A 26,578-nucleotide genomic window follows, 5' to 3' on the forward strand; every position below is an offset into this window, starting at 1 on the left:
TTTTTTGCTTACTTTGGCTAAAACTACTCGTACTCAATGGATAGAATTTTCGAAGAAATAAGGAAGCTGGCAGAAATCCCGTCTTACTCAAAGCACGACCGCTTTGTACAGGGAATTATTAATTCTATAGATGAAAAAATAATTGGCCAGGACGAAATGCTGCCATCCGTAAACCGGCTGATTAAAGAGCTTGGTTTTTCAAGGGAAACCATTGTGAAAGGCTATAAAGATTTAATTAGCCGCGGAATTGTGGAAGCGAAGAACCGTTTGGGTTATTTTGTAGGCAACGGCAATACGGGGCAAACTTTAAACGTAGCCTTGCTGATGTATAACCTGGATACTTTTGAAGAGCAATTTTACCGTAATTTCAGGCACGAACTGGGCGAAAATGTACAGCTAACCCCGTATTTCCATCACGGTAATATAGAAATATTTGAAACTATCCTGCTGCAAATAAAAGGCAAATACGGCATGTATGTAGTTGCCCCTATTCCTCACCCCAAAACAAAAGAATTATTGGAGACCATCCCCCGCAATAAATTCCTGATGTTTGACCGCTTTGAACAATTGGATGGGGAGTTTAACCATATTACCCAGGAGTTTGGCGATGCATCCTATGCTGTTTTTTCAAAATTGGCTCCCAAAATAAAACAGTTTGATGAATTTATATTTTATCATTCGGCAAATTCATTAGATCCGAAAGAGATTGTAGATTCATTTAAAAAGTTTCTGAAAGAATTTAGTATCAAAGGCCGGATAGAGGAAGAATATCTTCCGGGTTCGGTTGAAAAAGGTAAAGTATATTTTACGCTGGATAACTTTGCCTTATGGCAGATTATGCGTGACTGCAAAACCCAAAAACTTAAGCCGGGTAAAGACCTGGGTGTGTTATCGCATAATGATGAGCCCGCTAAAGAGATCATCGGTATCACCACCTTTTCTGCAGATTTCTCGAACATGGGGAAAATGGCCGGCCATGCTGTTTTATCAAAAGAAAAAATACAGCTTACGGTTCCTATGAACCTGTTTGAGAGGCATACGCTTTAGGCTTTGTTATGAGCGCCAGCATGATCATCGGCTTTCTATTTTTTAACGGGATAGTTGCTTTTGCTTTCTGGTACAAATCTGGCAAAACCAAGGTCAGTACATTAAATGGCCTCTTTTTTGCCAACAGGAGCCTTGGTTTTTTAATGGTTGGCGGCGGCCTGTTGTTTACTAACATCAACACAGCATCAATTATTGGCGAAAACGAACTTACCTACACCAATAACATGACGGTTATGGCCTGGGGCGTAACATCTGTATTAGCCATGTTGTTGGTATCAGAATTTATTATGCCGCTGTACATCAAAATGGGTATAGCAACCACACCCGATTTTTTGACCGCGAGGTATGGGGGCGGCGTTGGCAAATTGGTTTCGGTTATATTTTTGGTCAGCTACGTATTCAACCTGCTCCCATCAGTATTATATGCCGGGGCCGTGGCTTTTAACGGTTTATTTCACTTTTCAGACGTTTGGAAAATAGAATACTCAACTGTTATCCTGATCCTGGTTTGGATAATGGGAACAATCGGCTGCCTTTTTTCTATGCTGGGTGGGTTAAGGGCGATTACCAAACTGGATATCCTGCTTGGGATTGGCTTTTTTACCTGCGGAATCCTGCTGCCATTCTTCGGGTTAAAATATATAGGGCATGGCAATATCCAGGCAGGTTTACATCAGGTGCTTACTGTGCATAAGGAGCACTTGAATAGTATCGGCTCGTCGTCAGATGCTATCCCTTTTGGCACCTTATTCACCGGCATGTTATTGGTCAATCTTTATTACTGGGGCACCGAGCAATATATTATCCAGCAGGTGCTTGCCTCGAAAGACCTTAAAACTTCGCAAAAAGGTTTAGCCGTAGCCTCATTAGGAAAACTGATCTCGCCCCTGCTTTTAAATATACCTGGCATTATAGCAGTGCATGTTTTTTCAAAAATGCATAATACCGCCGAAGTTTTTCCGCGGCTGGACAGCCTGGTATCCCCTCCTTTTATTGCTGGCTTTATTGCCGCGGTGATATTTGTTGCCGCCCTTACCACTTTTAATGCGGGCCTTAACAGTTCCAGTACATTGTTTATGCTGAATATTTATAAGCCCTGGCTACAGAAGAATTCGAAACAGGTACCCGAAAAAAAGCTATTAAGAACAGCCACGCAATTTGAAATTGTGGTTTGCCTGGCAGCCATGTTTATTGCGCCACTTATCCTGTTTGTAAAAAACGGCTTTTATACTTACGTGCAAATAGTTAACGGCTTTTTTAACGTGCCCATATTTACCATTATGTTCATGGGCTTTGTTACAACCAAGGTCCCGGCAATTGCGGCTAAAACAGGGCTGATGTTTTTTATTATATGCTACGCCCTTTCGCAGTTAGTTTTTGATACGCATATCCATTTTCTCCACATCCTGGCTATTTTATTTGTGGTTACCTGTGGTATTATGATGGTTATAGGCAAATTATACCCCATGCCCGTTCCGTATACACTAAAGCTTAATAATGCGGTAGATATAAAGCCCTGGAAAAACCGGCATTATTATACCGTGATATTGCTTGTACTTATGATTGCATTATTTGTTCTTTTTTCACCGCTTATTCTTGCAAAATAATTTTGGCACTATAAAAATATTTAATAATTTTATAGAATAGAACAGAATAGAATTTTTCCAAACAGGCGGAGTTTTATTCGATGATCAAATGGCGATCATACAAGTTCAAATTTAGTTTACCAATTCACTTAACCTGATAATTATAACTTACACAACATGGTTTTGCTTAAACACAAAGCAGCTTTAATCCTATTCCTTTTTACAGGCTATAAAACTATCGCCCAGGAAAAGGAAGTCGCTTTTAACTCATCTGATAAAGAACTTGTACAGTCATTCAACTGGGCTAAAGAAACAGCATTACATTATAAAGGTGCTGATACTGATCCCGTTGGCCCCTGGTATGAATCTGCCCTGCCGCCCAGATCAGCATTTTGTATGCGCGATGTATCTCACCAATGCATCGGTGCCGAGATATTAGGATTGAGCCGCCAAAATACCAATATGTTTAACCTCTTTGCAGCTAATATATCCCAGTCAAAAGATTGGTGTACCTATTGGGAAATTAACAAATGGGCAAAGCCGGCACCAGATGATTACCGGAATGACAAGGAATTTTGGTATAACCTGCCTGCCAATTTCGATATTTTAAATGCAAGCTGGCGGATGTACCTTTGGACCGGAGACAGTCATTATATTGATGCTCCTGCTTTTGTCAATTTTCAGCAAAAAACGGTAAAAGAATATATAGACGCCTGGGTACTTTCACCAGACTCTTTGCTCACAAGGCCAGCCCACCCTAATGCGCCGGTGCCTTATAACGAAAATGATGCTTTTCACAGATGCCGCGGGTTACCTTCTTACTCCGAAGGCGTGCCGAATTTAAAAACCGGGGTCGACCTGGTTGCAGCTTTGTACCGGGGAATGCTTACCTATTCGGAAATTTTGACAACAAAAGGAAAGCTTAAAGAAGCGGCACTTTATGAGCAAAAGGCACAACAGTACCGGAAACACCTGGAAGCCGACTGGTGGAACGAAAAAGATAATCAGTACTACACCTATTACAGCAACAACAACCAATTTGGTATGCAGGAAGGAGAAACCTTTCTGCTTTGGTTTGATGCTTTGAAAGATACTGTAAGAACAAATAAAACCATTAAGCGTGTAGCTGCCTCGAGGTGGAACGTTGAAAACATGTCATATTATCCTTACCTGCTTTATAAATTTGGTGCGTGGGAAAAGGCAAGGGAATATATCGTATTCCTATCTAACCCATCAACAGCAAGGCGTGAATATCCCGAAGTATCTTATGGTATAATTGAAGGAGTTGTGCAAGGCTTAATGGGTATTGCTCCCGATGCGCGAACCAAAACGCTGGGTACCATTTACAAAACCAACAGTGCAGGCAACGCTTCCATTGATCACTTATCTCTTTTAAACACCAGTATCAGTTTGGCACATATAAACAGGAAACAATCAACTATTACTAATACAGGGAAACAACCATTTAAATGGAAAGCGATGTTTTATGGTGCATTTAAACGGGCTAATATTAATGGGAATGCTGTTATCTTAAAAAAAGGGACTGATGACCAAAACAGGGTGATATCTTTTGTTGAAACAACCATAACTCCTGGTCAGAAAGTAAACGTTAAAGTGTATTAATCTTATCGCAATTTCCATCGTCCATCTTTATGAAATTTTCAAAAAAATTGTTTTTTTCAATTTTAGCTATCCTGTTTGCTCATTTAACAATCTATGCACAGCAACAAAATTTACCGGTACAAAATGACAGGTGGAGCATCCAAAAAAACGGCGCCATATCCTGGAAAATAGATAGCAGGCTTCCGCATGCAGACCATATCGAAATGTCGGGCGAAAAGGTTTCCCTTTGGGTTGGCTACCGCGTAGATACGCCTGGTTTAGCTAAAATCACCCGCACGGTGGTTTTCCCTACCTTCAGGATGCTGCCCGATGATACCCGAAGCCATATAGCACACACCTTTCGGGATAATGAACTGCCCCGGATCTTTATCAATAATAAACTGCTGACAATTAATAATACCACCCAGGGAGTATCGGCCGATGAGATACCCCTGAAGGTGAAAGGTATTAGCCAGCGCGGTATTATGCGAATATCCGCCCAAGCCGGGAACCCCAGACTGGTAGATATTGAGCGGAGCATGTTTCCCTCGGTAGATAAACCATTAGCCATAGAAAGATTTAAGCTGACCAACGTTAGCGCTAAACCGGTAACAGTTTCGATGGAAAAGTTAAAACGGGAGGAGACAACAGACCCGCTTACCAGCAAATCATCGCCGCATACAGTCATCATTAAATCGGTTAATGACGGTAACCATGTATTGCAGCCCGGTAAATCTTTCAGCTTTTCGATTTGCTTTCTTGCCACCGACCATCCTGATGCCCTACCGCCTGTGAATCCTGATCTGGAAGAAAAAGCCAGGGAAAAACGGATAGCAGAAATCATGAAACCCCTGCAGCTACAAACCCCGGATAGCATACTAAATACCGAATTTGCCTTTGCCAAAATACGCGCTACAGAAAGCATTTTTAAAACCAAAAGCGGTTATATGCACGGGCCGGGCGGCCTATCCTACTACGCAGCTATATGGGCCAATGACCAGGCAGAATACGTTAGCCCATATTTTGCTTTTTCGGGCGATAAGATAGGAAACTTATCGGCCATGAATTGTTACCGGTTATTTGCCCGGTATATGAATCCGCAGTATAAACCGATACCAAGCTCCATAGTTGCCGAAGGCGATACTACCTGGAATGGTGCTGGCGACCGCGGCGACCAGGCCATGATTGCCTATGGCGCATCAAGATACGCCCTTACTTATGGAAACATTGATTCGGCCAAAAAGCTGTGGCCCTTAATAACCTGGTGCCTGGAATACAGCCGCAGGCACATTAACCAGCAAGGCGTAGTAACATCCGATGCAGATGAGCTGGAAGGTCGGTTTCCTGCCGGCAAAGCCAATTTATCTACCAACTGTTTATATTATGATGCATTGATCTCCGCTGCTTTTCTTAGCGAACAACTTCATCTGCCAAACAAAATAGCTGCCGGATATAACCAGGAGGCTGCCCGGTTAAAAACAAATATTGAGCAGTATTTCGGGGCAACGGTTGATAATTACAAAACATACAGGTATTATGAAACTAACAATACATTACGCGCCTGGATCTGCATGCCCCTGGCCATGGGAATTTTTGACCGGAGCAAAGGCACCATCGATGCACTATTTTCGCCAGAGCTATGGACAGCCGATGGTTTAGCTACCGAACAGAGAAAAGATACTTTCTGGGATCGCTCTACCCTATATGCTTTACGGGGAGTTTTACAGGCTGGTGAAACGGGTAAAGCACTTACATTTTTACATTATTATTCGCGAAGAAGGCTTTTAGGCGAGCACGTTCCCTACCCCGTTGAAGCCTACCCCGAAGGCAATCAAAGGCACCTATCGGCCGAAAGCGGCTTGTATTGCCGGATTTTCATTGAAGGGCTATTCGGGATCAGACCCACCGGATTAAATAACTTTAACTGTACCCCCAGGTTGCCCAAAAATTGGAAAAAGATGGCTTTAAATAATATTCATGCTTTTGGTGCCGAATTTGATTTAAAGGTTGCTGAGCGAAGCGACGGCAAAGTTGCAATATCTATTCTAAAAGGGATAAACAAGCGTACCTACATTATTCAAAACGGACAAACTGCACATATCCAAATATAGTTTGCTTGTGTGGATAATACGATTCCACCAACCACCTATTCCGGAAAGTAAAAGATCAACAATTATAAAGCGAAAAATGCTGGTCAGTTGAAAAACAGATAGGCTACCATTAAAATGACCGGCTATTAATAAGCCGGCCATTTCAAAAAGTTTAATCCCGATCTGGTTGATTATTGATTTACCCGAAACGATTCATAAGTCTGGGCAGCGGTGCGATTACAGGTCATGGCCTGCGTACCGTTTTCGCTCGAAACAAATTTGGCGTTGTTTCCTCTTAGCGAAAATGTGCCATTCCCATTGTTTACCCAATCAAATTGTTCCCATGCCCCAATCGACGTTCGGTTGCAATTTATTGCCTGGGTACCATTTTCAGAAGATACATATTTACCCTGGCTCATCAGGGCTACCTTACCTCCCCCGGCATCAACAATGGTAAACTGCTCCCAGCCCTGGGCGGTAGCACGGTTGCAATTCATCGCCTGGGTACCGTTTTCGCTGCTTACATAAAGGTTATTATTTCCCTTAATGGTAATTGTTTGCCCTATTGGCGCAGGAACACTGCCCGATACAACCGGTAGCGTAGGGCGCGTGGATGTAAGCCCAATCTGGCCTTTCAGCATCCTGCCACCATCGCCTGTAAGGCGCAAATAATAATCTGCAGAACAGGCTGTACCATCTTCATCCAACGAGAAAAAGCCCAAACCAGCGGGTGTGTAGGCCGACGTCTCGGTAGTTTTGGCAATCTGGTTACCCTCATTATATTCATCAAACATGGAAATATAAATACCCTGGGCGCCCAGTCTTACCATGTTATAAAATTGCCTCCACATAAAATCACCGTGTACTCTTTGGTGTTTTTGCAAATCTCCCGGCAAAACACATGGCTGGTAATCAATACCGTTAGCGTTACAATAAGCCTGGTCCCCAACATTATGGTCGGTGTAGAAACCATCGGCTTCCGAGGTATTTGAAATCTTCCCAATCATCCAGGGCGAGATCATGTTCAGTGCATTATAAGTTGCTAAAAAGTCGGGCCTTACCTCGGTGCTATTTGTATCGCGCCAGTAAGCAGGTACGCCGCCAATTATATAACAACCCTGGGCTTTAAACCAGTTAATAACATCAAGACATACGGCTGCCGACCAGGGGTGATTATTATCATTAAAACCGAAACCCCATATACACACAACGGGCTTGCCATTTTGTTTAGCGTAAGCCGATGATGAGGTATAGGCGGCCATTTTGTTGGTCCAATCTGTTTTAATTTCAGATTGCATGTTTGTCCACCCGCCCACATCATACATAATGTAAAATTTACGGCCATAGGTCTCGGCTGCCGTTTTAACTTTAGCAGTAATAGCATCGCGGATTGGCCCTTCCTGTCCGTTGGGGTTAAATCGTTGTAAGGCCGCTCCATCAATATTGTTTTGTTGCATCCATAAAAAATGGGTATTTACTGTTTGATCATTAAACGAAGAGAACAATTTGGCGGGCTGGCCATTGCCGAGGTTGCCAAAGTTGGATGCCGTGTAGGTGCTGGTATATTCACGAACATCGGGCCAGGATATAATACTGGCATTAGTTGGCGTGGGGACACCAAAAGGGTCGCCCGAGGCATAATGCCACCAGGTATTAAGGGGCGAGCCGTCGCCGGGCGCTGCGAACCAGCCCTGGTAGCCTACGATTACTTTGCCAACAACATCGCCGACGGAAGAAGCCGTAGTTTTGAGCTTGGCTGTCTTTCCATCCAAAGTTGTAGAAGGGGGACTAAGTTTGTTCTTTGAGCAGCTGATGATGACAGCCGTGCAAACCGCCATCAAGATAAGATTGGTCTTTTTGAAATTCATAAATAATTGGTGTTAAAAATTTAATAATTGGTTAAACGACGGAGTTGCGTACCAGCTATGGGGGTACAAAGAGTTTCCTTTTCATAGATGCAGATTAATTTGTTCAGTAGAATTGTGAAATTTTTACATGGATAGTTGATTGCTTATAAAGTAAGCCGGGGTAATTAATAAAAGCTTAATTATTGCTTAATGTGCAATTTCCGAAAAGGATGACTGGCAACCCGGCGAAATTTAGAACATCGGGATATGCTCAGGAAACAGACAATGAACTGATACCCCTGATTATAAAACCATATTCAATTTATATTTCCCTGTAAGGGAGCCGGAAAAAGCACAGAGCTATATATTAAAAATCTATGATTATCATTTGAACCGAAACAGGACAGGCAATTAACAATTGCAGAAAATCAAAATCTTTACGACGTTATCTGGGCGCTAAATGTTATTATCTTAAAAAAATCCTAATTCCCGAGTAAACTTTTTTTAATAATTTCCCAATAATATTGGTTGATATATCAACCAATATTATACCTTTGCATTATGGATCGCAAAGTTAATAACCCTGCCCCGCCTTCACTGGTAGCTCAAATAGGCTCTCTTTATCATAGAATATACAAGGAATGTGATAAAATTTTCCGGGGGCATGATTTTCCTCTTCAGATGGATCAGATACCTGTTCTCATGAGCCTGTATTACTCAGGCGGAGGGTCTCAGAAAACTATCGGCTTAGCCCTTGGGCGCGATAAAGCATCAATTAACAGAACAATATCGGTTTTACTTAAAAACGATTTTGTGAAGGTAATCCCGGATATCACCGATAAGCGTAAAACCCATGTAGAACTAACAGCAAGCGGCGTACTACTGGCAAAGCAGGCCGATGCTATTCTTGGAAAATTTGACGCGGTCCTCTCTGCGGAACTGGCAGGCGAAGAAAGAAAGGAATTTGACAAAACGATGCTGAAACTAATCGAGATAGTTACTCCCCGCTAATGTAACTGCTCTTTCGTCTTCAAAAAAAATCAACAAAAAATGAAAAGAAACTTGTTTCTTATGGGCATGCTATTGCCTGTATTTAGCTATTGCCAAAGTGTTGACAGCACCGGCACGCGCAAAAAGTTAACCACTACTGCTCCCCTGTTCGGTGGAGTGACTGTAACCAATATTGTGGCTCCGGTTAGTACCAACGGGGATGCCCTCACCATGCAGCAACCTATTGTAGATGTCGGGTTTCCTGTGTTTAAGAACTTTTCGGCACCACATCCCATTTTGATAAAAACGGGCGTTCGTTACCAGGGGCTTTTTCTTTCGGGCGAGCAACATATAAGTAGTAACGGATTTCAATCTATCGCCATTCCCTTATTAATAAACTATTCACTCTCGCGCTTTACCAGTATCTCTTTTGTAGGGTTGGCAACCGTTGCATCCGACCTTAAACGAAATATCGGCGCGGAAGACATTCTTTATACTGCCGGTATTCGGATAGGTTTTCGCCCAGGCAAGTCTTTCAAGTATGGTGTCACACTTATTTATACCAGTAATTACTCCGGGAAGTTTCTGCTGCCCCTGCCGGATATCGACTGGACAATTAGTAGCAGATTAAGCCTCACGGGCATTATACCAGCCCGGGCCTCCTTAAAATACAAACTATCAAAAATACAATCACTGGGAATTACCGCATCACTAAATGGAAGCATGTACCGGCTTAATGGGGATGACAAAGATCAATACATACATTTGCGGCAAAATAGTGCGGGACTCATCTATGACTTTAAACTTAGCCAGCGATGGAAATTGAACCTGATTGCCGGTCATACTTTTTCGCAAAGACTGGAAACATTTAATATGGATCAAAAAGTGCCCTTCGAAGGGTTCGGCAAACTCAATAACCGGGTAGCCAACGTGTATTATCGTCAGAATTCATTTATATTCCATGGCGGAATCAGTTATGAATTCTGACGAAAGGATACCTTGATTACCCAGAAAGATGGAAAAAGATAATTGTCTTACCTAATAACCCGAAAGTTCGGTCACAGACATATAGCCGGTGAAATAAAGCGACCTTATGATCACTATCTGGCAACGAGTAACGATGCCTTAAAATTGACATTATAAACCATTAAAAAGTTTATCGGCCAAATAAAGTTTAAAATCTTTAATCCTTCCGGTTTCCATATCCTGCCGCGGCAGCATTTTAATACCACTTATGGTTGTTTTACCTCCCAGGTCTATAACAACCTGGTGCGGGTGTTTGGTGGCATTATCCTTCCATTGGGTATGCCAGATACTGGTGTACTGCAGGTCGAACACGTTTTCTGATTTGCCGTCCTCCCCTTTCAGTTCTTCGCTATCTGCATAAATCACTTTCCACAAACCGCGGGGTATTTGATTTCCGTTCTCATCCAGCAATTCGAGCTCGGCCAATGAGGTAAACTGGTCGCCCACAAAGTTGTTTAAAGCTTCCAGGGCAATATAACGACCGCTTTTTATGGGGAACGTAAATGTTTGCCATTTAGTAGAATTTTCCATTACTCCCGAATATAACAAGCTATTCAAATTATTTCCGAACTGTTGCCCGGCTTTACGATGATTGCTGCTCACAGCTTTTATTTCTGTAAGACTATCCAATATTGGTTTATCCAAACCTTGCAGGCGGGCAGCAGATGGCTGGTGCATATCCAATACCACTACTTCATTTTTCCCATTATTTAGCCATACTCCGGGTACATACATGGTTTGGGTTGGCCCAATGTTCCAGTACCGGCCCAGGCAATGCCCGTTTATCCAGGTAACGCCTTTTTTAAACCAGCGCATATCCAAATAAAAATCATCCTTGCTTTTTACATTAAAGTATCCTTTGTAAAACGCGGGCTCATTCAACTTAGCTACGGCATTAATTGGTTTATATTTAAATGCCGGGTTGCCTTCGCCCAACGGAATGGAATAATGTTTCCAGCCCTTTAACATCACTTTTTGCCCCCCTGTTATGTTATAAACTTCGCCTTGCAAGCCCTTACGGTCGTGCAGGTAATAACCGTAATTAACCCGCCCCATGGCTTCAACAAAAACCCTGAGCCTGGTACGCTTAATAAGTGCAGGAATTTCAATTACATGGTCATTTTTTACCCGGTTTAGTACACCAATAAGTTTATCATCAATAAAAACTTCTGCATAATCATGTACTTCGGTAAAATCCAGTTTACTTTTCGGGCCAGCCGGCAATGTTGTTTCATAAACCATCATTCCGTAACCCTGGTTCAAATCTTCCATAAAAAGTGTGGTATCACTTAATACAGGTTTTCCCAGTTGACTCATTATTGGGGCTACCATGGTAAGATTAAAAGGCTTTATTTTTTGTACCGGTAACGCGGCGGGCACGTCCGTCAATACCTCGCCTGGCTGAAGATACTTTTTAAGCGTGTTACGCAACTCATCATATTTTGCAGTTGCAGAGCCATTTTCGCTTATAGGCGCATCATAATCATAACTCGATGTTTCGGGGGCATAAGGCTGACAGTTTGCGCCTGCCCATAAGCCGAATGATGTGCCGCCATGGATCATATAAATGCTAAAAGACGCCTTATGATCAAGCATCCAGCCAATTTCTTTGATAAGATGATCATTTGAGCCCGTATGGTGCGGCGCGCCCCAGCTGTCAAACCAGCCCGGGTAATATTCGCCGCACATCAACGGACCGGTGGGCTGTACCTGGCGCAAGGCCTTAAATCCGGCTTCGGGATTATTGCCGAAATTCACCACGGCAAAAATATCTCTCTGAACATCGTTTTTTAGCTGAACAGTGCCATCGCAGGTAAACAAGGGAACGGTAAAGCCTGCCTCCTTTAAATAATCGCGTATTTTTAAAATATATTCTTTATCTGTGCCGTAGCTGCCATATTCATTTTCAACCTGTACCATTAGTATGGGGCCGCCTTTAGTTATTTGTAAAGGGCTTAACACCCGGCCAACTTCTTTTAAATATTGGCGGCAACGCTGCATGTAGTAAGCGTCCTGGGTACGTAATTGAATGTCTTTCTTTTTTAACAGCCACCAGGGCAGGCCACCAAACTCCCACTCGGCACATGAATATGGGCCGGGGCGCAACAAAACATACAGGCCCTCTTCCTGCGCTATTTTACAAAATTCGGCTGCATCAGCCTGCCCTTCCCAGGTAAACTTCCCTGACTCTGTTTCCTGGAAGTTCCAAAACAGGTAAGCGCATACCGCGTTTAAGCCAACAGCCTTCGCCATTTTTAACCGGTGCCTCCAATACGCCCTGGGTATACGCGCGTAATGCATCTCGCCACAACGAATAACAAATGGCTTACCGTTCAATATAAATGACTCCGTGCCAATTTTAAACGGCTCGTTAATTTCCTGCTGACCAAAGGCGGATCGGGAACTCAATCCGGCTAATAATAAGAGTAACCAAACAATACTTTTCTTCATTAAAAAAACAATTTTAACATCGTTTATAAATTTATAAGAGGCAATAGCTCTATCACTATTGGCAAAATTTTAAGCCTGTAGCTATTTGATCCAAAATCGGTCAATCCTTTTTTAATTGGAGTGTTATCACAAATGGTTGGCTAAACTTAGCTTCTCCTAAATGCAGGTAATATTCGTTTCCATACGTTTTTTCGATTGTGAATTTTTGAAGGCTATCAGTTAAAAGTGAGTTATCTGCAATGCTCGTTTTTTCAGGAAGCTTTAATTTTAATGCTTTTGATACAGGTATATTAAAAACTACCATGTAAAGCTTGTCATCACCCGGCTTTTGTGTAAAATAGCCCCAGTCCTGCTTTTCCAAGCCGGCGTTATCGCAGCCATATATCGCAGCCGAATTGGTTTTTATCCATGCGCCAACCTCTTTGGCCAGGTTTTGCTCATAGGTACGGATAGTGCCATCGGGCTGGGGTCCAAAATTGAGTACAAAATTACCACCCATCGAGGTGCAGGTGGCCAGCATTTCTTCTATTTCGTAAGGAGTTTTTGTATGGCCCTGCCATATTTTGTGGTATCCCCACTGGTTTTCCGGAACGGTCATACAGGCTTCCCAGTCAAAATCAAGGCTTTTTACGTTTGATGGTAAACGACGCTCAAAGCTGCCGTCAAAATCGCCAAAATGCCGGCCCTTATAATCATGATCTACATGCCCCTGCGCATCTGTACGAATGCGGTTATTAAGAATAATACCCGGTTTTAATGCCCGGCAATATTGCTCCAGCTCATAACCCATTTTGTAGTTCTTTTTATACGATGCTTCCCATTGCCCGTCAAACCAAAGGCCTTTAATACCTGGATAAGTGGTTATCAGCTCTTTCAGTTGATTTTTAACGAATGCAAAGTACCGTTCAAAAGCCTTTTGATCATCATCCGATTGTATAACCGACCGGTAATCGGGATGATGCCAGTCAAGGATAGAATAATAAAAATAAACATCAATCCCCTCCTTTTGATAGGCCTTTACAAAAGGCATCAGTAAATCTTTTTTATAAGGTGTTGATACTATAGAAAAATCTGTAAAGGCACTGGGCCACAGGCAAAATCCCTCGTGATGTTTAGTTGTCAGGATAACATATTTCACACCCATATTTTTAGCAATACGGGCCCATTCTGTTGGGTTATATTTTTGAGGATTAAACTGATGGATGAGTTCGGCATATTCTGCCGCGGAAATGTGGGCATCGGCTTTTAACCATTCAGCAGCGCCCGGATAATCTTTACCCTTCCACTGCCCACCCGGAACAGCGTACAAACCCCAATGGATAAATTGTCCGAATCTATTGTCGCGCCATTTTTGCATCGCGGCATCGGTACGCTTGCTTAATATCGTAGCCCCCATCAATGTATCGGCAGGGGTTGTTGTTTGCGCAAATGAAACCACACTTACAACTGTGCAAATAATAAGGCTGATTATGATTTTCTTCATTTTATAAGATGATTTTTAACGATGAAAGGGGCGCCATTTGGAAAAATATGGCCTTTGAGATACAATGGTAGCAAAATAATAATCGAAAAAAATAGTGAAAACTTACGCAACCGTTTGCGCATGCCGCAACAAACGTTTGCGTAAGTTTTATGCAGCAACAGCGCCGGGCTGCGCCTTATTTTCTATTTTAATTTTAGTTAGTTTCGAGGATGTTAACCCTCAAAATCAATATTTTTATATGCGAAAACTAACTTTTCTGCTTGTTCTACTTTTGCCTATACATCTTTTTGCCCAACAATTTGAACCGGTAAAAGCACTGGTTAAAAGGCGTGCTCCCTGGTTAAGTGATCATATTATTTTCAAGACCTTAAAATCTCCCGACTTCGAAATAGCCCAGCTACAAACGGTAAAAAACAAACTGGTGATCAGCGCTTCAGGGCCTAATGCAGCGGCAGTTGGTGTAAACTGGTATTTAAAATATTATTGCCACAGATCCATGTCGCACATGGGCGATAACCTGGCACCTGTGTTTCCGATTCCGGCTGTTGGCAAAAAAGAAACTGTAAAAGCGGAGGCTAAGTATCGTTATGCATTAAATTATTGTACCTATAACTATACCATGAGTTTTTACAGCTGGGCCGATTGGGAACGGGAGCTTGACTGGATGGCGCTAAATGGTGTTAATACGATGCTTACCGTTGAAGGCATGGAAGCGGTATGGCAAAATACACTGAGGAAGATAGGGTATAACGAAAATGAAATTAACAACTTTATAGTTGGCCCCGCTTATACCGCATGGTGGCTGATGGGCAATATTGAAGGCTGGGGCGGACCGATGCCGCAAAGCCAGGTTGACAACCGCAAGCTGATTCAACAAAAAATGATAAAGCGAATGCGGGAATTGGGGATAGAACCTGTTTTACAAGGTTTTTATGGAATGGTGCCAAGTACGTTAAAAAATAAAAGCAAGGCGCACATTATAGACCAGGGCACCTGGGGCGCATTTAAAAGGCCCGACATACTTGATCCTACTGACCCTGAATTTAGCCGCGTAGCGGGTATATATTACAGCGAAATGCAGGCATTATATGGCAAAAACATCCATTTTTTTGCAGGCGATCCTTTTCATGAGGGAGGTAAAACCGACGGTATTGATCTGAAAAAGGCGGGGGCAAGCATACAGGCATCAATGCAAAGTTATTATCCGGGCTCCTCATGGGTGTTGCAGGGCTGGCAGGATAACCCTAAACAGGCCATGCTTGACGGTCTTGATAAATCAAAAGTACTGGTACAGGAACTTTTTGGCGAGTTTACCAACAACTGGGAAAAACGTAAAGCCTATGATAACACACCGTTTATATGGTGCAGTGTTAACAATTTTGGCGAACGCCCCGGTGTATACGGCAAATTACAACGCTTTGCCGATGAAATTTACAGGGCCAGGGAAAGCACTTACAGCAATTATCTTAAGGGTGTTGGTATAATGCCCGAAGGCATCAACAATAATCCCCCAGACTATGATTTGATGCTCGAACTGGGCTGGCGCACAGAACATGTTGATACCCGTACCTGGATTAATAATTACGCCAAATACCGTTATGGTGTAAACAATGCGCATACAAGTAATGCCTGGCAAGGCTTTTTACAAACCATTTATCAAAGCCTTCCCGGTTACCAGGAAGGGGCCGGCGAATCTATTTTTTGTGCAAGGCCCGCGCTTAAGGTTAAGTCAATCTCCAGTTGGGGCACGCTTACCCGGAATTATGATACTGTACAATTTGAAAAAGCGGTAAAAGAATTTGCACTGGCTGCACCCGGGCTCATGAATTCGGCTACCTACAAAATAGATCTCATCAACATGGTTAGGCAGGTGCTGTCAAATAAAGGAACTCTTGTTTTTAATGACCTGGTAACAGCCTATAACAACAAGGATTTACCGGCCTTTAACAAGGCAAGTGAAAAGTTTCTGCACATGATAAAATTGACAGACGACTTGCTGAATACAGATGGTTACTTCAGGCTCAACACCTATCTCAAACAATCCATAGCCAACGGAAACACTGCTGAAGAGAAAGCAAATAACTTAAAAAACGCTTTAATGCAGATTACTTATTGGGGAGAAAACATACGTACCGAAGATAACCTGCATGAATATGCCTATAAAGAATGGGCCGGCCTGATAAATAGTTATTACCTGCCCCGCTGGGAAATTTATTTTGATTACCTGCGTGGTAACCTGCAGGGCAAAAACGCTCCCGAGCCCGATTACTTTTCCTGGGAACGCAAATGGGTGGATGAAAACCAGAAGCTAAATCCCGAAAAACCACACAGGCCTTTACAGGAAGTGGTTAACCAAATTTTATCGATGTAAACTTAGTATACCTAATTTAATTCAAACTAACAGACCGCTATGCGTCAACTCAAAAAAACAGTCTTAATTACGTTATTAATATCCCTGGTATTTTCCTCCTCGTATGCCCAAAAGAAAATAGGAACAGAAACACCCGAACAAAAAGCTAAACGCATGGCCTGGTGGACCAACGATCGGTTTGGCATGTTTATTCATTGGGGGCTTTACTCACAAGCCGCAAGGCACGAATGGGTAAAAAGATGGGAACGGATGACCGACAAACAATACCAGCCTTACTTTGATGAGTTTAACCCGGACTTGTTTAACCCTAAAGAATGGGCAAAAAAAGCCAAAGCAGCCGGAATGAAATATGCCGTACTTACTACCAAACACCACGAAGGGTTTTGCCTGTTTGATTCAAAATACACCGATTATAAAGCCACCAATACCGCAGCTAAACGAGACCTTGTAAGAGAGTTTGTAAATGCATTTAGGGCCGAGGGTATAAAAATAGGATTCTATTATTCGCTGTTGGATTGGCATCACCCTGATTTTACGGTTGATGTTTTGCACCCATTGCAACCGGCAAGCGAAAAGGATGAGGATTACGATAAGTTGAATAAAGGCCGGAATATGGCCAGGTACCGCACCTACATGCACAACCAGATTAAAGAACTGCTTACCAACTACGGTAAAATTGATATGCTTTGGCTCGATTTTTCATACACCGACATGGGAAAACGTGGTAAAGGCAGTAAAGACTGGGGATCTGTTGAATTGGTTAAAGAAATAAGAAAACTACAGCCCAATATTATAATTGATAACCGCCTTGATATAAATGAATACCAGGATGGATGGGACTACCTGACACCCGAACAGGTAAACCTAACAGAATGGACCCAAAAAAACGATTACAAAACTTATTGGGAAACCTGCCAAACGTTTTCTGGCTCCTGGGGATATTTCCGCGATGAAAACAGCTGGAAAAGCACTAAACAGTTAATTACTATGCTGATAGAGGCTGTAAGCAAACGCGGTAACCTGCTGTTGAATGTGGGCCCTACTGCACGTGGTTTATTTGATAAACGGGCCAATGAAAGGCTTGACGGATTAGCAGCCTGGATGAAATACAACAGCCGCGCTATTTATGGATGCACCGAAGCACCGGAAACATTTAAAGCCCCTGAACATACCATGCTTACTTATAATGCCAATACCAGGCGTTTATATGTTCATTTGTTGGAGTACCCGGGCAAAACAATCACTTTACCAGGATACAAGGACAAAGTAAAATATATACAGTTTTTGCACGATGCCTCAGAAATTCAAACGGATAGCAAATCAAAAAATGCAGGAAATGACCTTGTGTTAAATCTACCGGAGACCAAACCTGATACCGAGATACCGGTAATTGAATTGATACTGAACTAATGCAATATACCCTGCTATTAAAATATATCCATTTATCATGATCCCCAAATTCATACTTGGCCTCTGCTTGTTGGCTTGTGGCCAGGCGGCGCTTGCGCAAAACGAGCACGAAATGTCCACTACGTACCAGGCTCCTAAAGACTCCCTGGTACGGAAAAAGCTTGCCCAATGGCAGGACCAAAAATTTGGTTTGTTTATGCACTGGGGCACCTACAGCCAATGGGGCGTGGCAGAAAGCTGGACTATTTGTCCCGATGACTGGGTTACACGTACCGGCCCCTATAGTGCTGATTATTTCACCTATAAAAAAGCCTATGAAAACCTGCAAACCACGTTTAACCCTATAAACTTTAACCCCGAAAAATGGGCTAAAGCTGCCAAGGCCGCTGGCATGAATTACATGGTATTTACTACCAAACACCATGATGGCTTTAGCATGTTTGATACCAAGCAAACGGATTATAAAATTACAGATCCTAAAACGCCTTTCTCAAAAAATCCGCGAAGCAATGTCACTAAAGAAATATTTAACGCTTTCCGTAAAGATAATTTTATGATCGGGGCATATTTCTCCAAACCAGATTGGCACAACCAAAACTATTGGTGGCCATACTTTCCCCCTAAAGACCACAATGTTAATTATTCCCCGCAACGCTACCCCGAACGCTGGCAAAAATTTAAAGATTTTACCTATAACCAGATTGAAGAATTGATGACGGGCTATGGCAAGGTAGATATTTTATGGCTCGATGGAGGCTGGGTAAGGCCCTTGCCAACAAATGATAACGATCCGCAGCACTATAACCAGGATCTTGATATGGCCAAAATAGCCAAAATGGGACGTAGCCATCAGCCAGGCCTTATTATCGTAGACAGAACAGTTGCCGGCGAATTTGAAAACTATACCACCCCAGAGCAGGAAGTACCGGATAAACCTTTATCGTACCCATGGGAAACCTGTATGACCATTGGTAAATATTGGAGTTACGTGCCGGATGACGAATTTAAACCCAGCCGGCAACTGGTGCAAACATTGATAAAAATAGTTTCGCGCGGCGGTAACCTGCTGCTTAATATAGCACCGGGACCTGACGGCGACTGGAATCCGGTTGCCTATCAAAGATTGCAGGATATTGCGGATTGGATGAAAATTAACGGGAAGGGTATTTATGGTTCAGAGCCGGTAGCCCCTTACTCTGCCGGGAATATTTATTTTACTAAATCGAAGGCCACGAAAACGTTATATGCTTTTTGGCTGTCTGAAAAAGATATGGTAAACCTACCGTCCAACGTAAGTTTTCCGGTAAATAACATTAAACAAGTTAAAAAAGTAAGCTTGCTGGGCAGCAGTCAAAAATTAAAATGGGACTACCAAAACGGACTGTTAAGTATTCAAATACCCGATGCTTTACAAAAAAGCGATGCCTTAAAATATAGCGGCACTTTTGTGTTGGCATATTAAGGAAGATGATTATGAAATGGTTACAACTTCGTTAATTTAACCATCACCACATCGTGTATTCCGATAGTTGTTTTTAATGCCCGTTTGGTGTTACCTAAAATTTTCTTTAACCACAAGTCGTATATCTTGTAAGCCGTTGTATTAAAATCAATATTGATTCCCGAAAGATCATCTTTTACCGGATGATCTTTCCAGTTATAAGCGATGGTTTGTTCCTTGGCCGATCTGTTAAAAAAACAAACCGCCAGTTGGTTATTGGCTAAAGGCTTTATCCATATCTCCAACCCGTCAACTGCCGAATACCTAAACCCCTCAATCCCCAAAGCATCCTGATCTACAGCAATTACATCCTTATTTGTGAGTATGGATTTAGTTTGGTCAGTCATTTTACGCAGATCATTACCGGCCATCAATGGTGCTGCCAGCATACACCATAACGAAAAATGCGCCTTATCTTCGTTATAAGACATGCCGTTACCTACTTCCAGCATATCTAAATCGTTCCAATGCCCTGGCCCCGCATATTTTCTGAGGCCCTCCTGCTGATCAAGGATTCCGGTAACCCCTAAGGCATTCCACGTACCCTTGTTTACCAAACGCCCGAAACCGGCACCTATGTCGCCTGTGGTGCGCCATAAATGACCTACGTTTTTGGCCCATAGCCAGGGTTTATGGTTACCCCATTCGCATAAGCTAAATACCATTGGCCGGCCGGCAATTTTGATAGCCTTGCTCATGGTAGTATAGGCCTCGTGCGCATTCAGGCTGTCTGTATTGCACCAATCAAACTTCAAGTAGTCAACACCCCACGAGGCATACAAGCGGGCATCCTGGTACTCATATCCACGGGTGCCGGGGTAGCCGCCGCAGGTTAGCGTACCTGCACAATTGTATATACCAAATTTTAAGCCCTTGGCGTGCACATAATCTACCAGCTTTTTTATGCCTCCAGGAAACTTCGCGGGATCGGCAACAAGGCTGCCATTATTATCTCTTTGCATGGCCATCCATCCGTCGTCCAATACAAAATATTGGTAGCCGGCATCCTTCATACCCGATGAAACAAAATTATCAACCATATTTTCAAGCATTTGCTCATTAATATTGGTTTGAAACGTATTCCAGGTGTTAAAACCCATAGGCGGCGTTTGCGCCAGTTTCTCAAATTTTTGAGCAAACAGGTTATTAACGTTCAATAAAATTATAATCGCAGTATATAAAAATGATTTTACCATAGTGGTGTAATTATTAAGGGAAGGGTAATGTAATGCACTACCTGTCGGGTTAAGCGCATAATGAATAATTTATCAGGCCGACTTATACAGCTGAATAAATGGCTTTCAACCGGGAATAATCACCTGTATTTACATCAAGCTGTTAACCGCATGTATAACCATGCTTGAATCAAATACAACCCGGTGAAAGCCAGGGATTGATGGAGTTTCTTTAGCACGGTCGTCAATTAACTTGAAAAGTATTTCTGCAGCTTTTACGCCTTGCTCTTTAGGGAACTGTTCGATAGATGCGAGCGGCGAATTATCCGTAAAACTCCAGATAGGCGAATTGGCAAAACTAATAAAGCTGATATCGCGATTGACTACCAAATTGTGTATTTTCACCTGCCCCATTGCATCCCGGGCCACATAATCGTTAAAAGTGATGACGGCTGTGGGCCTATCCGCCAATGAAATCAGCTCGTCCATGGCCTGCTGATTTCGCTCACGCGATAGGTCTGAATACACAACAAACTCTGGCTTTATGTCAATTTGATGATCGCTAAGCCCTTTTTGATAAGCCTCCAAACGTTCTTTACTTGCTGCTAACTGCCATGGGCCATTAATTAACCCAATATTGCGGTGCCCTTTGGCTATTAAACACTCAATGGCCTGTAACATTCCCGATTGGAGGTTACAAGCCGAATAATGTATATCTTCCATGTCGGGTATACGATCAACAAATACGATGGGGATATTATATTTTTTCAATTGGTCAAACACTTCATAATCGGTAGTATTTTTACTTATAGATATAATGATGCCATCTAACCGGTGATTCCTCATAGTTTGCAGGATTCCTTTTTCTTTATCGGGGTTTTCTAATGACTGCCCGATAAAAACATTGTAGTTTTTTTTACTCGCATAATCTTCAATGCCGCTAAGAGCCAAAGAAAAAAAAGCATCAGAAAAATCAGGAAGAATAACACCGATAGTGAATGTTTTTCGTTGCTTAAAAAAAACCGCGGTTTGATTACGCTCATAATTTAATTCGTTTGCTACCTTATTAACCCTCATGGTTGTTACCAGGCCAATACTGGGATGCCCATGAAGGGCCCGGGATACCGTTGATGCATTTACTTTTAAGCGTTTAGCTATCTCTTTAATTGTCGGGATCTTTTCCATTTGATAAACGAGATTAAAACAATTGGTATTTATTATCTATTAGTCTTAGTCCAAAAAAATCGTTGAAGTCAAATAATTAAAGGGTTAACGTCACCCGTGTGTTGTTCTATAATTGCAAAACCAAAGCCGTATGCGTAACCTGCATATACAACTAATGGTTATTGATAAGCACCTTTGCTTATTTGCTGATTAACAATACGCGCGTTGCCATCAAAATCAGTATTACCATTAACAACATCTGATATAACCTGCCCGCTATTTTTTGCAGTAGAAGATGATTGCAAACGAAGATTGAGGCCGGATGTATTTATGAATAAAGGATCGGCACCAGTTGTAGAATTAGCATCTCCGCCACTGGCGGCCTTCCAGGCATTGTAATCGGTGTAGGATACGCCGTTCCAGGTCCACTGTGCGGCACCCGTGGTATAATACAGATTGTAATCAATAACGTTTCCGGATCCTTTAGCCGTGTACTTATGAACAAACATATCTGATGCACCTCCATAAATAACATTGTTCTTAATCACATTATTGGTGCAATCTTCCCTGATACTAATTTCTCCTTCTATTTCACCAAAAGCACCCAATGCCTGATTATTATTGTATAAGGTGTTATTTACAATGAATGAGTTACTTGTGCCCGCGCCGGTATAATTCAAATACCCCCCCATGTAAATACCCGAGCACCAACAGTTGTATACCAGGTTGTTCCTTATGGTAACGTGATCAGTAGGAAATCCATTTGTTTCGCTTACTGCACCAATCCCCCTATCTGTAACAGATACCCTGTTCTTTTCTACTACCACGTTTCTGCCGCCATCTACATAAATACCTATAGCGCCATGCCCGCCAAGCGGCCCTCTTTTGCTTTCAATATTATACAGGGTGTTACCGCTGATGACCCCGTTTCGAGCATAATTAAGTGCAGGGTCGGCATTGGCAGCGTAACCGCCGGCAGCATCAATACCAATGTTTTGCGCGTTATAGATGGTATTGTTTGTAATGGCGAACCCGTCAACATACCCGTTGACAGTCAGGTTTTCGCCATAGCCGGTTTTACAATCGTGTATGGTGTTACCGGTAACGGTAATATTTGTTACCGGATCGGATGTGTTCCCGATAATTAAAATGGCATTGCCTCCCCCATTAAGTGGAAGCTGGGTATAATCAATACCGTATATGGTGTTGTTTTTTACGGTAATATAATCAGAGCCCCCCTCAACTATAATGGCTTTAGGATCGCCGGTAGATGTTTTAAAATTGCGTATTTCAAATCCATCAACCACAATAAACTTAGCTTTATCAATGGTTACCAGCGCCTCGCGGCCGTTAACGCTAAAAGCGCTGCCGTCAATAACCGGTTTCTCGCCACGGTAGGCTTTCAATGTAATATACTTATCCATTACTCCCGACTTGGGGAATACCACTTTTTCACTATACGTTCCACTTCTTACAATTACTGTATCGCCGGGGATGGTATGGCTTAGCGCGTTATTAATGGTCTGAAAAGGCGCATCAATCGTTCCCTTATTCGATTCTAATCCGTTGGCAGATACATAATAAACATGAGTATTGCCAGAAGGTGTTACTACTGCTGCGCCGTTTTTTTTACTGCAACCAAATACCTGCGCTGCAAAGCCAAGCATTAAAAAAATATTGATATTACGTTTCATTGCCGTTCGTTTTAAATTAAAAACCTTTACTGCTGCGCCCCCTTGCTTATTTTGTTGTTCACAATCCGCGTATTGCCATCAATATCTGTCGTCCCGTTGATATCGGCTGAAATTACCTGGCCCGAATTTTTTGCAGGGGATGATGACTGTATATGCAAATCAGGCAGCGAAGTACTCTGTAATAACGGGTTGGCGCCGTTTATTGAACTGGCATCGCTGCCGGTGGCGGTCTTCCACGCATTAAAATCGGTATATGGCGTACCGTTGGTACTATTCCAGATCCATTGTGGTGTGCCCGTGGTAAAGTATAAATTGTTATCAATTATATTGTTGCTCCCTGTTGAAGTGTACTTGTGAATAAACACATCAACCGGCCTTGCATACACAATATTGTTTTTTATTACGTTGTTGTCGCAATGTTCCGTGAGCCTTATCTCGCCTTCAATCTCGCCAAATGCGCCCACAACACGATCATTTTGATACAGCGTGTTATTTACTACATAGCAGTCTTTAGTTCCGCCGGATGTATAGTTTAAATAATCGCCCATGTATATGCCTGTACGATAGCAGTCGTATACAAAGTTGTTTCGCACAATGGTGGTTTTGGTGGCATATACATTGCTTTCGCTTACCAACCCTATCCCGCGATCACTGTTATATACTTTATTCCGCTCTATAATGGTGTTAGCACCGCCGCAAACGTAAATTGATATGGCGCCATACCTGTCGGGGCCCCAAATTTCCGGCGTTTTGATCATGGAGTTATCGTGAAACTCATTATCGCTTATTACCCCGTTACGGGCATAATTGGTAGCAACTGCCCCATTTTTATTAAGGTTATCGCCACCGGCAATAATTATCCCTATGTTTTCCGTATCGTATACTTTGTTATGGCTAAAAACAAAGCCGTCTATATTACCCGCCAACGTTACGTTTTCGCTTGTACCGGTTTGTGTATCATGTACGGTACACCCGGTAATAACCAGGTTGGTAATAGCCGCAGTTCCGTTACCTATTACCAGTATAGCATGGGCGCTTCGCCAATCGGCTAATGACGCATTGCTTTTTATGTTATAGATATTGCAGTTTTTGATGGTGATGTCGCGCGACTCGCCGTTAATGGCTATCCCCTCCGGATCAGTATTAAAAGTCGCACTTGTAAAATTGCAGATATCGAAACCCTCCAATGATATATACTTTACATTGCTTAGGGTAATTAATGACATCCAGCCCGAAACTATTATTTTGCTTCCGTCTATTACAGGTTTTTCTCCGGGATACGCCTTTACCGTAATTACCTTATTCATTATTCCCGATTTCGGAAACACCACTTTATCGTAATAAGTGCCCCCCCTAACCATAACTGTATCACCAGGCACGGCACGGCTTAATGCAGTATTGATGGTTTGAAAAGGCGAACTAATTGTGCCTGCATTAGCATCGGAACCATTAGCTGATACGTAATAAACGTGAGTACTGCTCAAGGGTACTACATTGTTGCCGGCAGTTTTTTTACTGCAAGCCAGCGTTTGTACAGCCAAAACAGATACTAACAAAATATTGATACAAAATTTCATTGCGGTTTTTTAATTAAGAAATGTGTGTTGCTTTTTGCTTCCTGATAAATAAAGCTGTAAAGTATAGCCCCTGCAGCAGTTAGGTGTCTGCTACGGGGCACTATACAAACCAAACAATCATAAACTACTACTCAAATGACCTTCCGAATAATAAAAGGAGTGCTTGTCGGAAACAGATGATCAAAGATTTACAGTATTGATTCGGGAAACTATTCAGCCTGCGGATTGCATTATTCTGAAACTATTTTCCTTATTCTGTTATTATTTTTATCCAGCACATACACTGTTCCGTTTTTGTCGACAGCGACACCTGTTGGCGCACTAAAAAGTGCAAAGCCCCCAATTGCATCGGTATAACCTGCTGTGCTGCTTCCGGCAAAGGTGCTTACATCAAACGTACCTGCCTGTATATAGCGGATACTTTGGTCCGGATGGCTGATATCGCCATAAACGGTCCCGTTACCTGCCACATATACATTGTTATTATTATCAACAGCAATGCCCCATGGCAACGAAAACTTTGATACTGCCGGTCCTCCGTTCACATACCCGGCACTCCCCTGCTGCCCGGCAATGATACTGCCTTGCCAGGTGCCGGCGGTATACTTTTTAATAACGTGATCTCCGTTCATTGATACGTATAGATTACCGGTTTTATCAAATTTGATGCCTGCGGGATAATTGAGGCCTGATATAACTTCTTTAGCAGTCCATTGAGCCGATACCTGGTAAATGTTTCCCGGGCTGGAGCAGCTTGAATAATAAACATAGCCGGTAGTTTTATCAACAGCCACACTCCAGGGCGATTGGTTTCCCCAGGCCCAGGTAGTAGCTGTACCGTCGGGAGATATTTTACGGATGTCCCAATTCCCGGGATCGACAGAATATACGTTGCCCTGGGCATCAACAGCCACATCATAAGGCAAAGAAAAAGTTGCGGCTGTGCCTTTTCCATCAGAATAACCAGAAACTCCCGGATTACCGGCCAGCGTTGTAACGTTTCCGCCGGTATCAATTTTCCGGATACAGTGATTCCCAGGATCGGCAACATAAACGTTCAGGTTATCGTCAACAGCTACGCCACAACTCCTGTACCAGCCCTGGCCATTAAAATCAAACTGGGCATCCGCTCCCTGGCCATTGGCAAAACCGGCTTTACCCGATCCGGCCAGGGTAGTTACAGTCCTGGTGTATTGATAAGTAAAGTTAGTTGTGCTTGTAGCGGTTCCTTTACCTATAGTTACAACAATAGGTCCGCTGCCCGCTTTTTTGGGTACTACTACCATCATTTGTGTGGTATTGGCGCCAATAATCTTCAGCTTTACACCATTCAGGGTAACAGCAATTTGCGAAGTGTCTGTTGAAAAATTTGTACCATTAATCAATACTTCTGTGCCGCCGCCGCCCTGCGCCGGGATAAAGCTATTGATGCTAATTGGCGAATTGGCATTATGCGCGGGAGCTTTATCTTTTTTACAACTTATAAAAGCCAGCATTATAAAAACCCCGCCGGCAAGTAAGTATTGATTTATACTTTTTGCCATTATGTTTATGAATGTCTTCA

General features: G+C 42.6%; 17 protein-coding genes. 9 read left to right on the forward strand and 8 right to left on the reverse strand.

The features are described from left to right. Positions 1-36: 36 nt before the first annotated feature. The 4 genes from ACFGVS_RS08615 to ACFGVS_RS08630 all read left to right on the forward strand — a co-directional run bounded on the left by ACFGVS_RS08615 (position 37) and on the right by ACFGVS_RS08630 (position 6,346). Positions 37-1,047: a winged helix-turn-helix domain-containing protein gene (locus ACFGVS_RS08615; protein ID WP_439698299.1), complete on the forward strand. Its 1,011-nt coding sequence runs from the start codon at positions 37-39 to the stop codon at positions 1,045-1,047. Between the two features lie 8 nt (positions 1,048-1,055). Further along, entirely contained in the window at positions 1,056-2,654 is a 1,599-nt protein-coding gene (locus tag ACFGVS_RS08620) for a solute:sodium symporter family transporter (RefSeq protein ID WP_439698300.1), read from the forward strand. Positions 2,655-2,810: 156 nt separating this feature from the next. Beyond that, positions 2,811-4,256 (forward strand): trehalase family glycosidase, encoded by a 1,446-nt coding sequence (locus ACFGVS_RS08625; RefSeq protein WP_439698301.1) that lies wholly within the window; start codon positions 2,811-2,813, stop codon positions 4,254-4,256. Between the two features lie 29 nt (positions 4,257-4,285). Then, complete coding sequence (locus ACFGVS_RS08630; RefSeq protein ID WP_439698302.1) at positions 4,286-6,346, forward strand: hypothetical protein; 2,061 nt, start codon at positions 4,286-4,288, stop codon at positions 6,344-6,346. 170 nt (positions 6,347-6,516) lie between these two features. Here ACFGVS_RS08630 and ACFGVS_RS08635 read toward each other — a convergent pair whose 3' ends face one another. Beyond that, positions 6,517-8,193, reverse strand: a complete 1,677-nt coding sequence (locus ACFGVS_RS08635; protein ID WP_439698303.1) for a hypothetical protein — start codon at positions 8,191-8,193, stop codon at positions 6,517-6,519. A gap of 660 nt (positions 8,194-8,853) precedes the next feature. Here ACFGVS_RS08635 and ACFGVS_RS08640 point away from each other — a divergent pair. Next, positions 8,854-9,183 (forward strand): MarR family winged helix-turn-helix transcriptional regulator, encoded by a 330-nt coding sequence (locus ACFGVS_RS08640; protein ID WP_439699239.1) that lies wholly within the window; start codon positions 8,854-8,856, stop codon positions 9,181-9,183. A gap of 39 nt (positions 9,184-9,222) precedes the next feature. After that, entirely contained in the window at positions 9,223-10,149 is a 927-nt protein-coding gene (locus ACFGVS_RS08645; protein WP_439698304.1) for a DUF6268 family outer membrane beta-barrel protein, read from the forward strand. A gap of 150 nt (positions 10,150-10,299) precedes the next feature. On the opposite strand, the gene ACFGVS_RS08650 is transcribed toward ACFGVS_RS08645, so the two are convergent. Next, positions 10,300-12,639 (reverse strand): beta-galactosidase, encoded by a 2,340-nt coding sequence (locus ACFGVS_RS08650; protein ID WP_439698305.1) that lies wholly within the window; start codon positions 12,637-12,639, stop codon positions 10,300-10,302. A 100-nt stretch (positions 12,640-12,739) separates the two neighbouring features. Next, positions 12,740-14,122, reverse strand: a complete 1,383-nt coding sequence (locus ACFGVS_RS08655) for an alpha-L-fucosidase (protein ID WP_439698306.1) — start codon at positions 14,120-14,122, stop codon at positions 12,740-12,742. A gap of 94 nt (positions 14,123-14,216) precedes the next feature. On the opposite strand from ACFGVS_RS08655, the gene ACFGVS_RS08660 reads away from it, so the two are divergent. Genes ACFGVS_RS08660 through ACFGVS_RS08670 form a run of 3 tightly spaced genes read left to right on the forward strand, consistent with a single transcriptional unit; the run spans position 14,217 to position 19,365 of the window. Then, on the forward strand, positions 14,217-16,493 hold the full coding sequence (locus tag ACFGVS_RS08660; RefSeq protein WP_439698307.1) for an alpha-N-acetylglucosaminidase: 2,277 nt from the start codon (positions 14,217-14,219) through the stop codon (positions 16,491-16,493). Between the two features lie 39 nt (positions 16,494-16,532). Beyond that, on the forward strand, positions 16,533-17,903 hold the full coding sequence (locus ACFGVS_RS08665; protein WP_439698308.1) for an alpha-L-fucosidase: 1,371 nt from the start codon (positions 16,533-16,535) through the stop codon (positions 17,901-17,903). Positions 17,904-17,940: 37 nt separating this feature from the next. After that, positions 17,941-19,365 carry an alpha-L-fucosidase gene (locus ACFGVS_RS08670; RefSeq protein ID WP_439698309.1) on the forward strand — a complete coding sequence of 475 codons (1,425 nt, stop codon included), beginning with the start codon at positions 17,941-17,943 and terminating at the stop codon, positions 19,363-19,365. Positions 19,366-19,385: 20 nt separating this feature from the next. Here ACFGVS_RS08670 and ACFGVS_RS08675 read toward each other — a convergent pair whose 3' ends face one another. From ACFGVS_RS08675 to ACFGVS_RS08695, 5 genes are all read right to left on the reverse strand, one after another. Continuing rightward, positions 19,386-20,600, reverse strand: coding sequence for a glycoside hydrolase family 27 protein (locus tag ACFGVS_RS08675; protein ID WP_439698310.1), 1,215 nt, complete (start codon positions 20,598-20,600; stop codon positions 19,386-19,388). 129 nt (positions 20,601-20,729) lie between these two features. Continuing rightward, positions 20,730-21,764, reverse strand: a complete 1,035-nt coding sequence (locus ACFGVS_RS08680) for a LacI family DNA-binding transcriptional regulator (protein ID WP_439698311.1) — start codon at positions 21,762-21,764, stop codon at positions 20,730-20,732. Positions 21,765-21,922: 158 nt separating this feature from the next. Further along, positions 21,923-23,437, reverse strand: a complete 1,515-nt coding sequence (locus tag ACFGVS_RS08685) for a right-handed parallel beta-helix repeat-containing protein (RefSeq protein WP_439698312.1) — start codon at positions 23,435-23,437, stop codon at positions 21,923-21,925. A gap of 26 nt (positions 23,438-23,463) precedes the next feature. Continuing rightward, positions 23,464-25,014 (reverse strand): hypothetical protein, encoded by a 1,551-nt coding sequence (locus tag ACFGVS_RS08690; RefSeq protein WP_439698313.1) that lies wholly within the window; start codon positions 25,012-25,014, stop codon positions 23,464-23,466. A gap of 230 nt (positions 25,015-25,244) precedes the next feature. Beyond that, entirely contained in the window at positions 25,245-26,558 is a 1,314-nt protein-coding gene (locus ACFGVS_RS08695) for an IPT/TIG domain-containing protein (protein ID WP_090651902.1), read from the reverse strand. Positions 26,559-26,578: the final 20 nt, after the last annotated feature.

Source organism: Mucilaginibacter sediminis (assembly GCF_051903035.1).
GTDB lineage: Bacteria > Bacteroidota > Bacteroidia > Sphingobacteriales > Sphingobacteriaceae > Mucilaginibacter.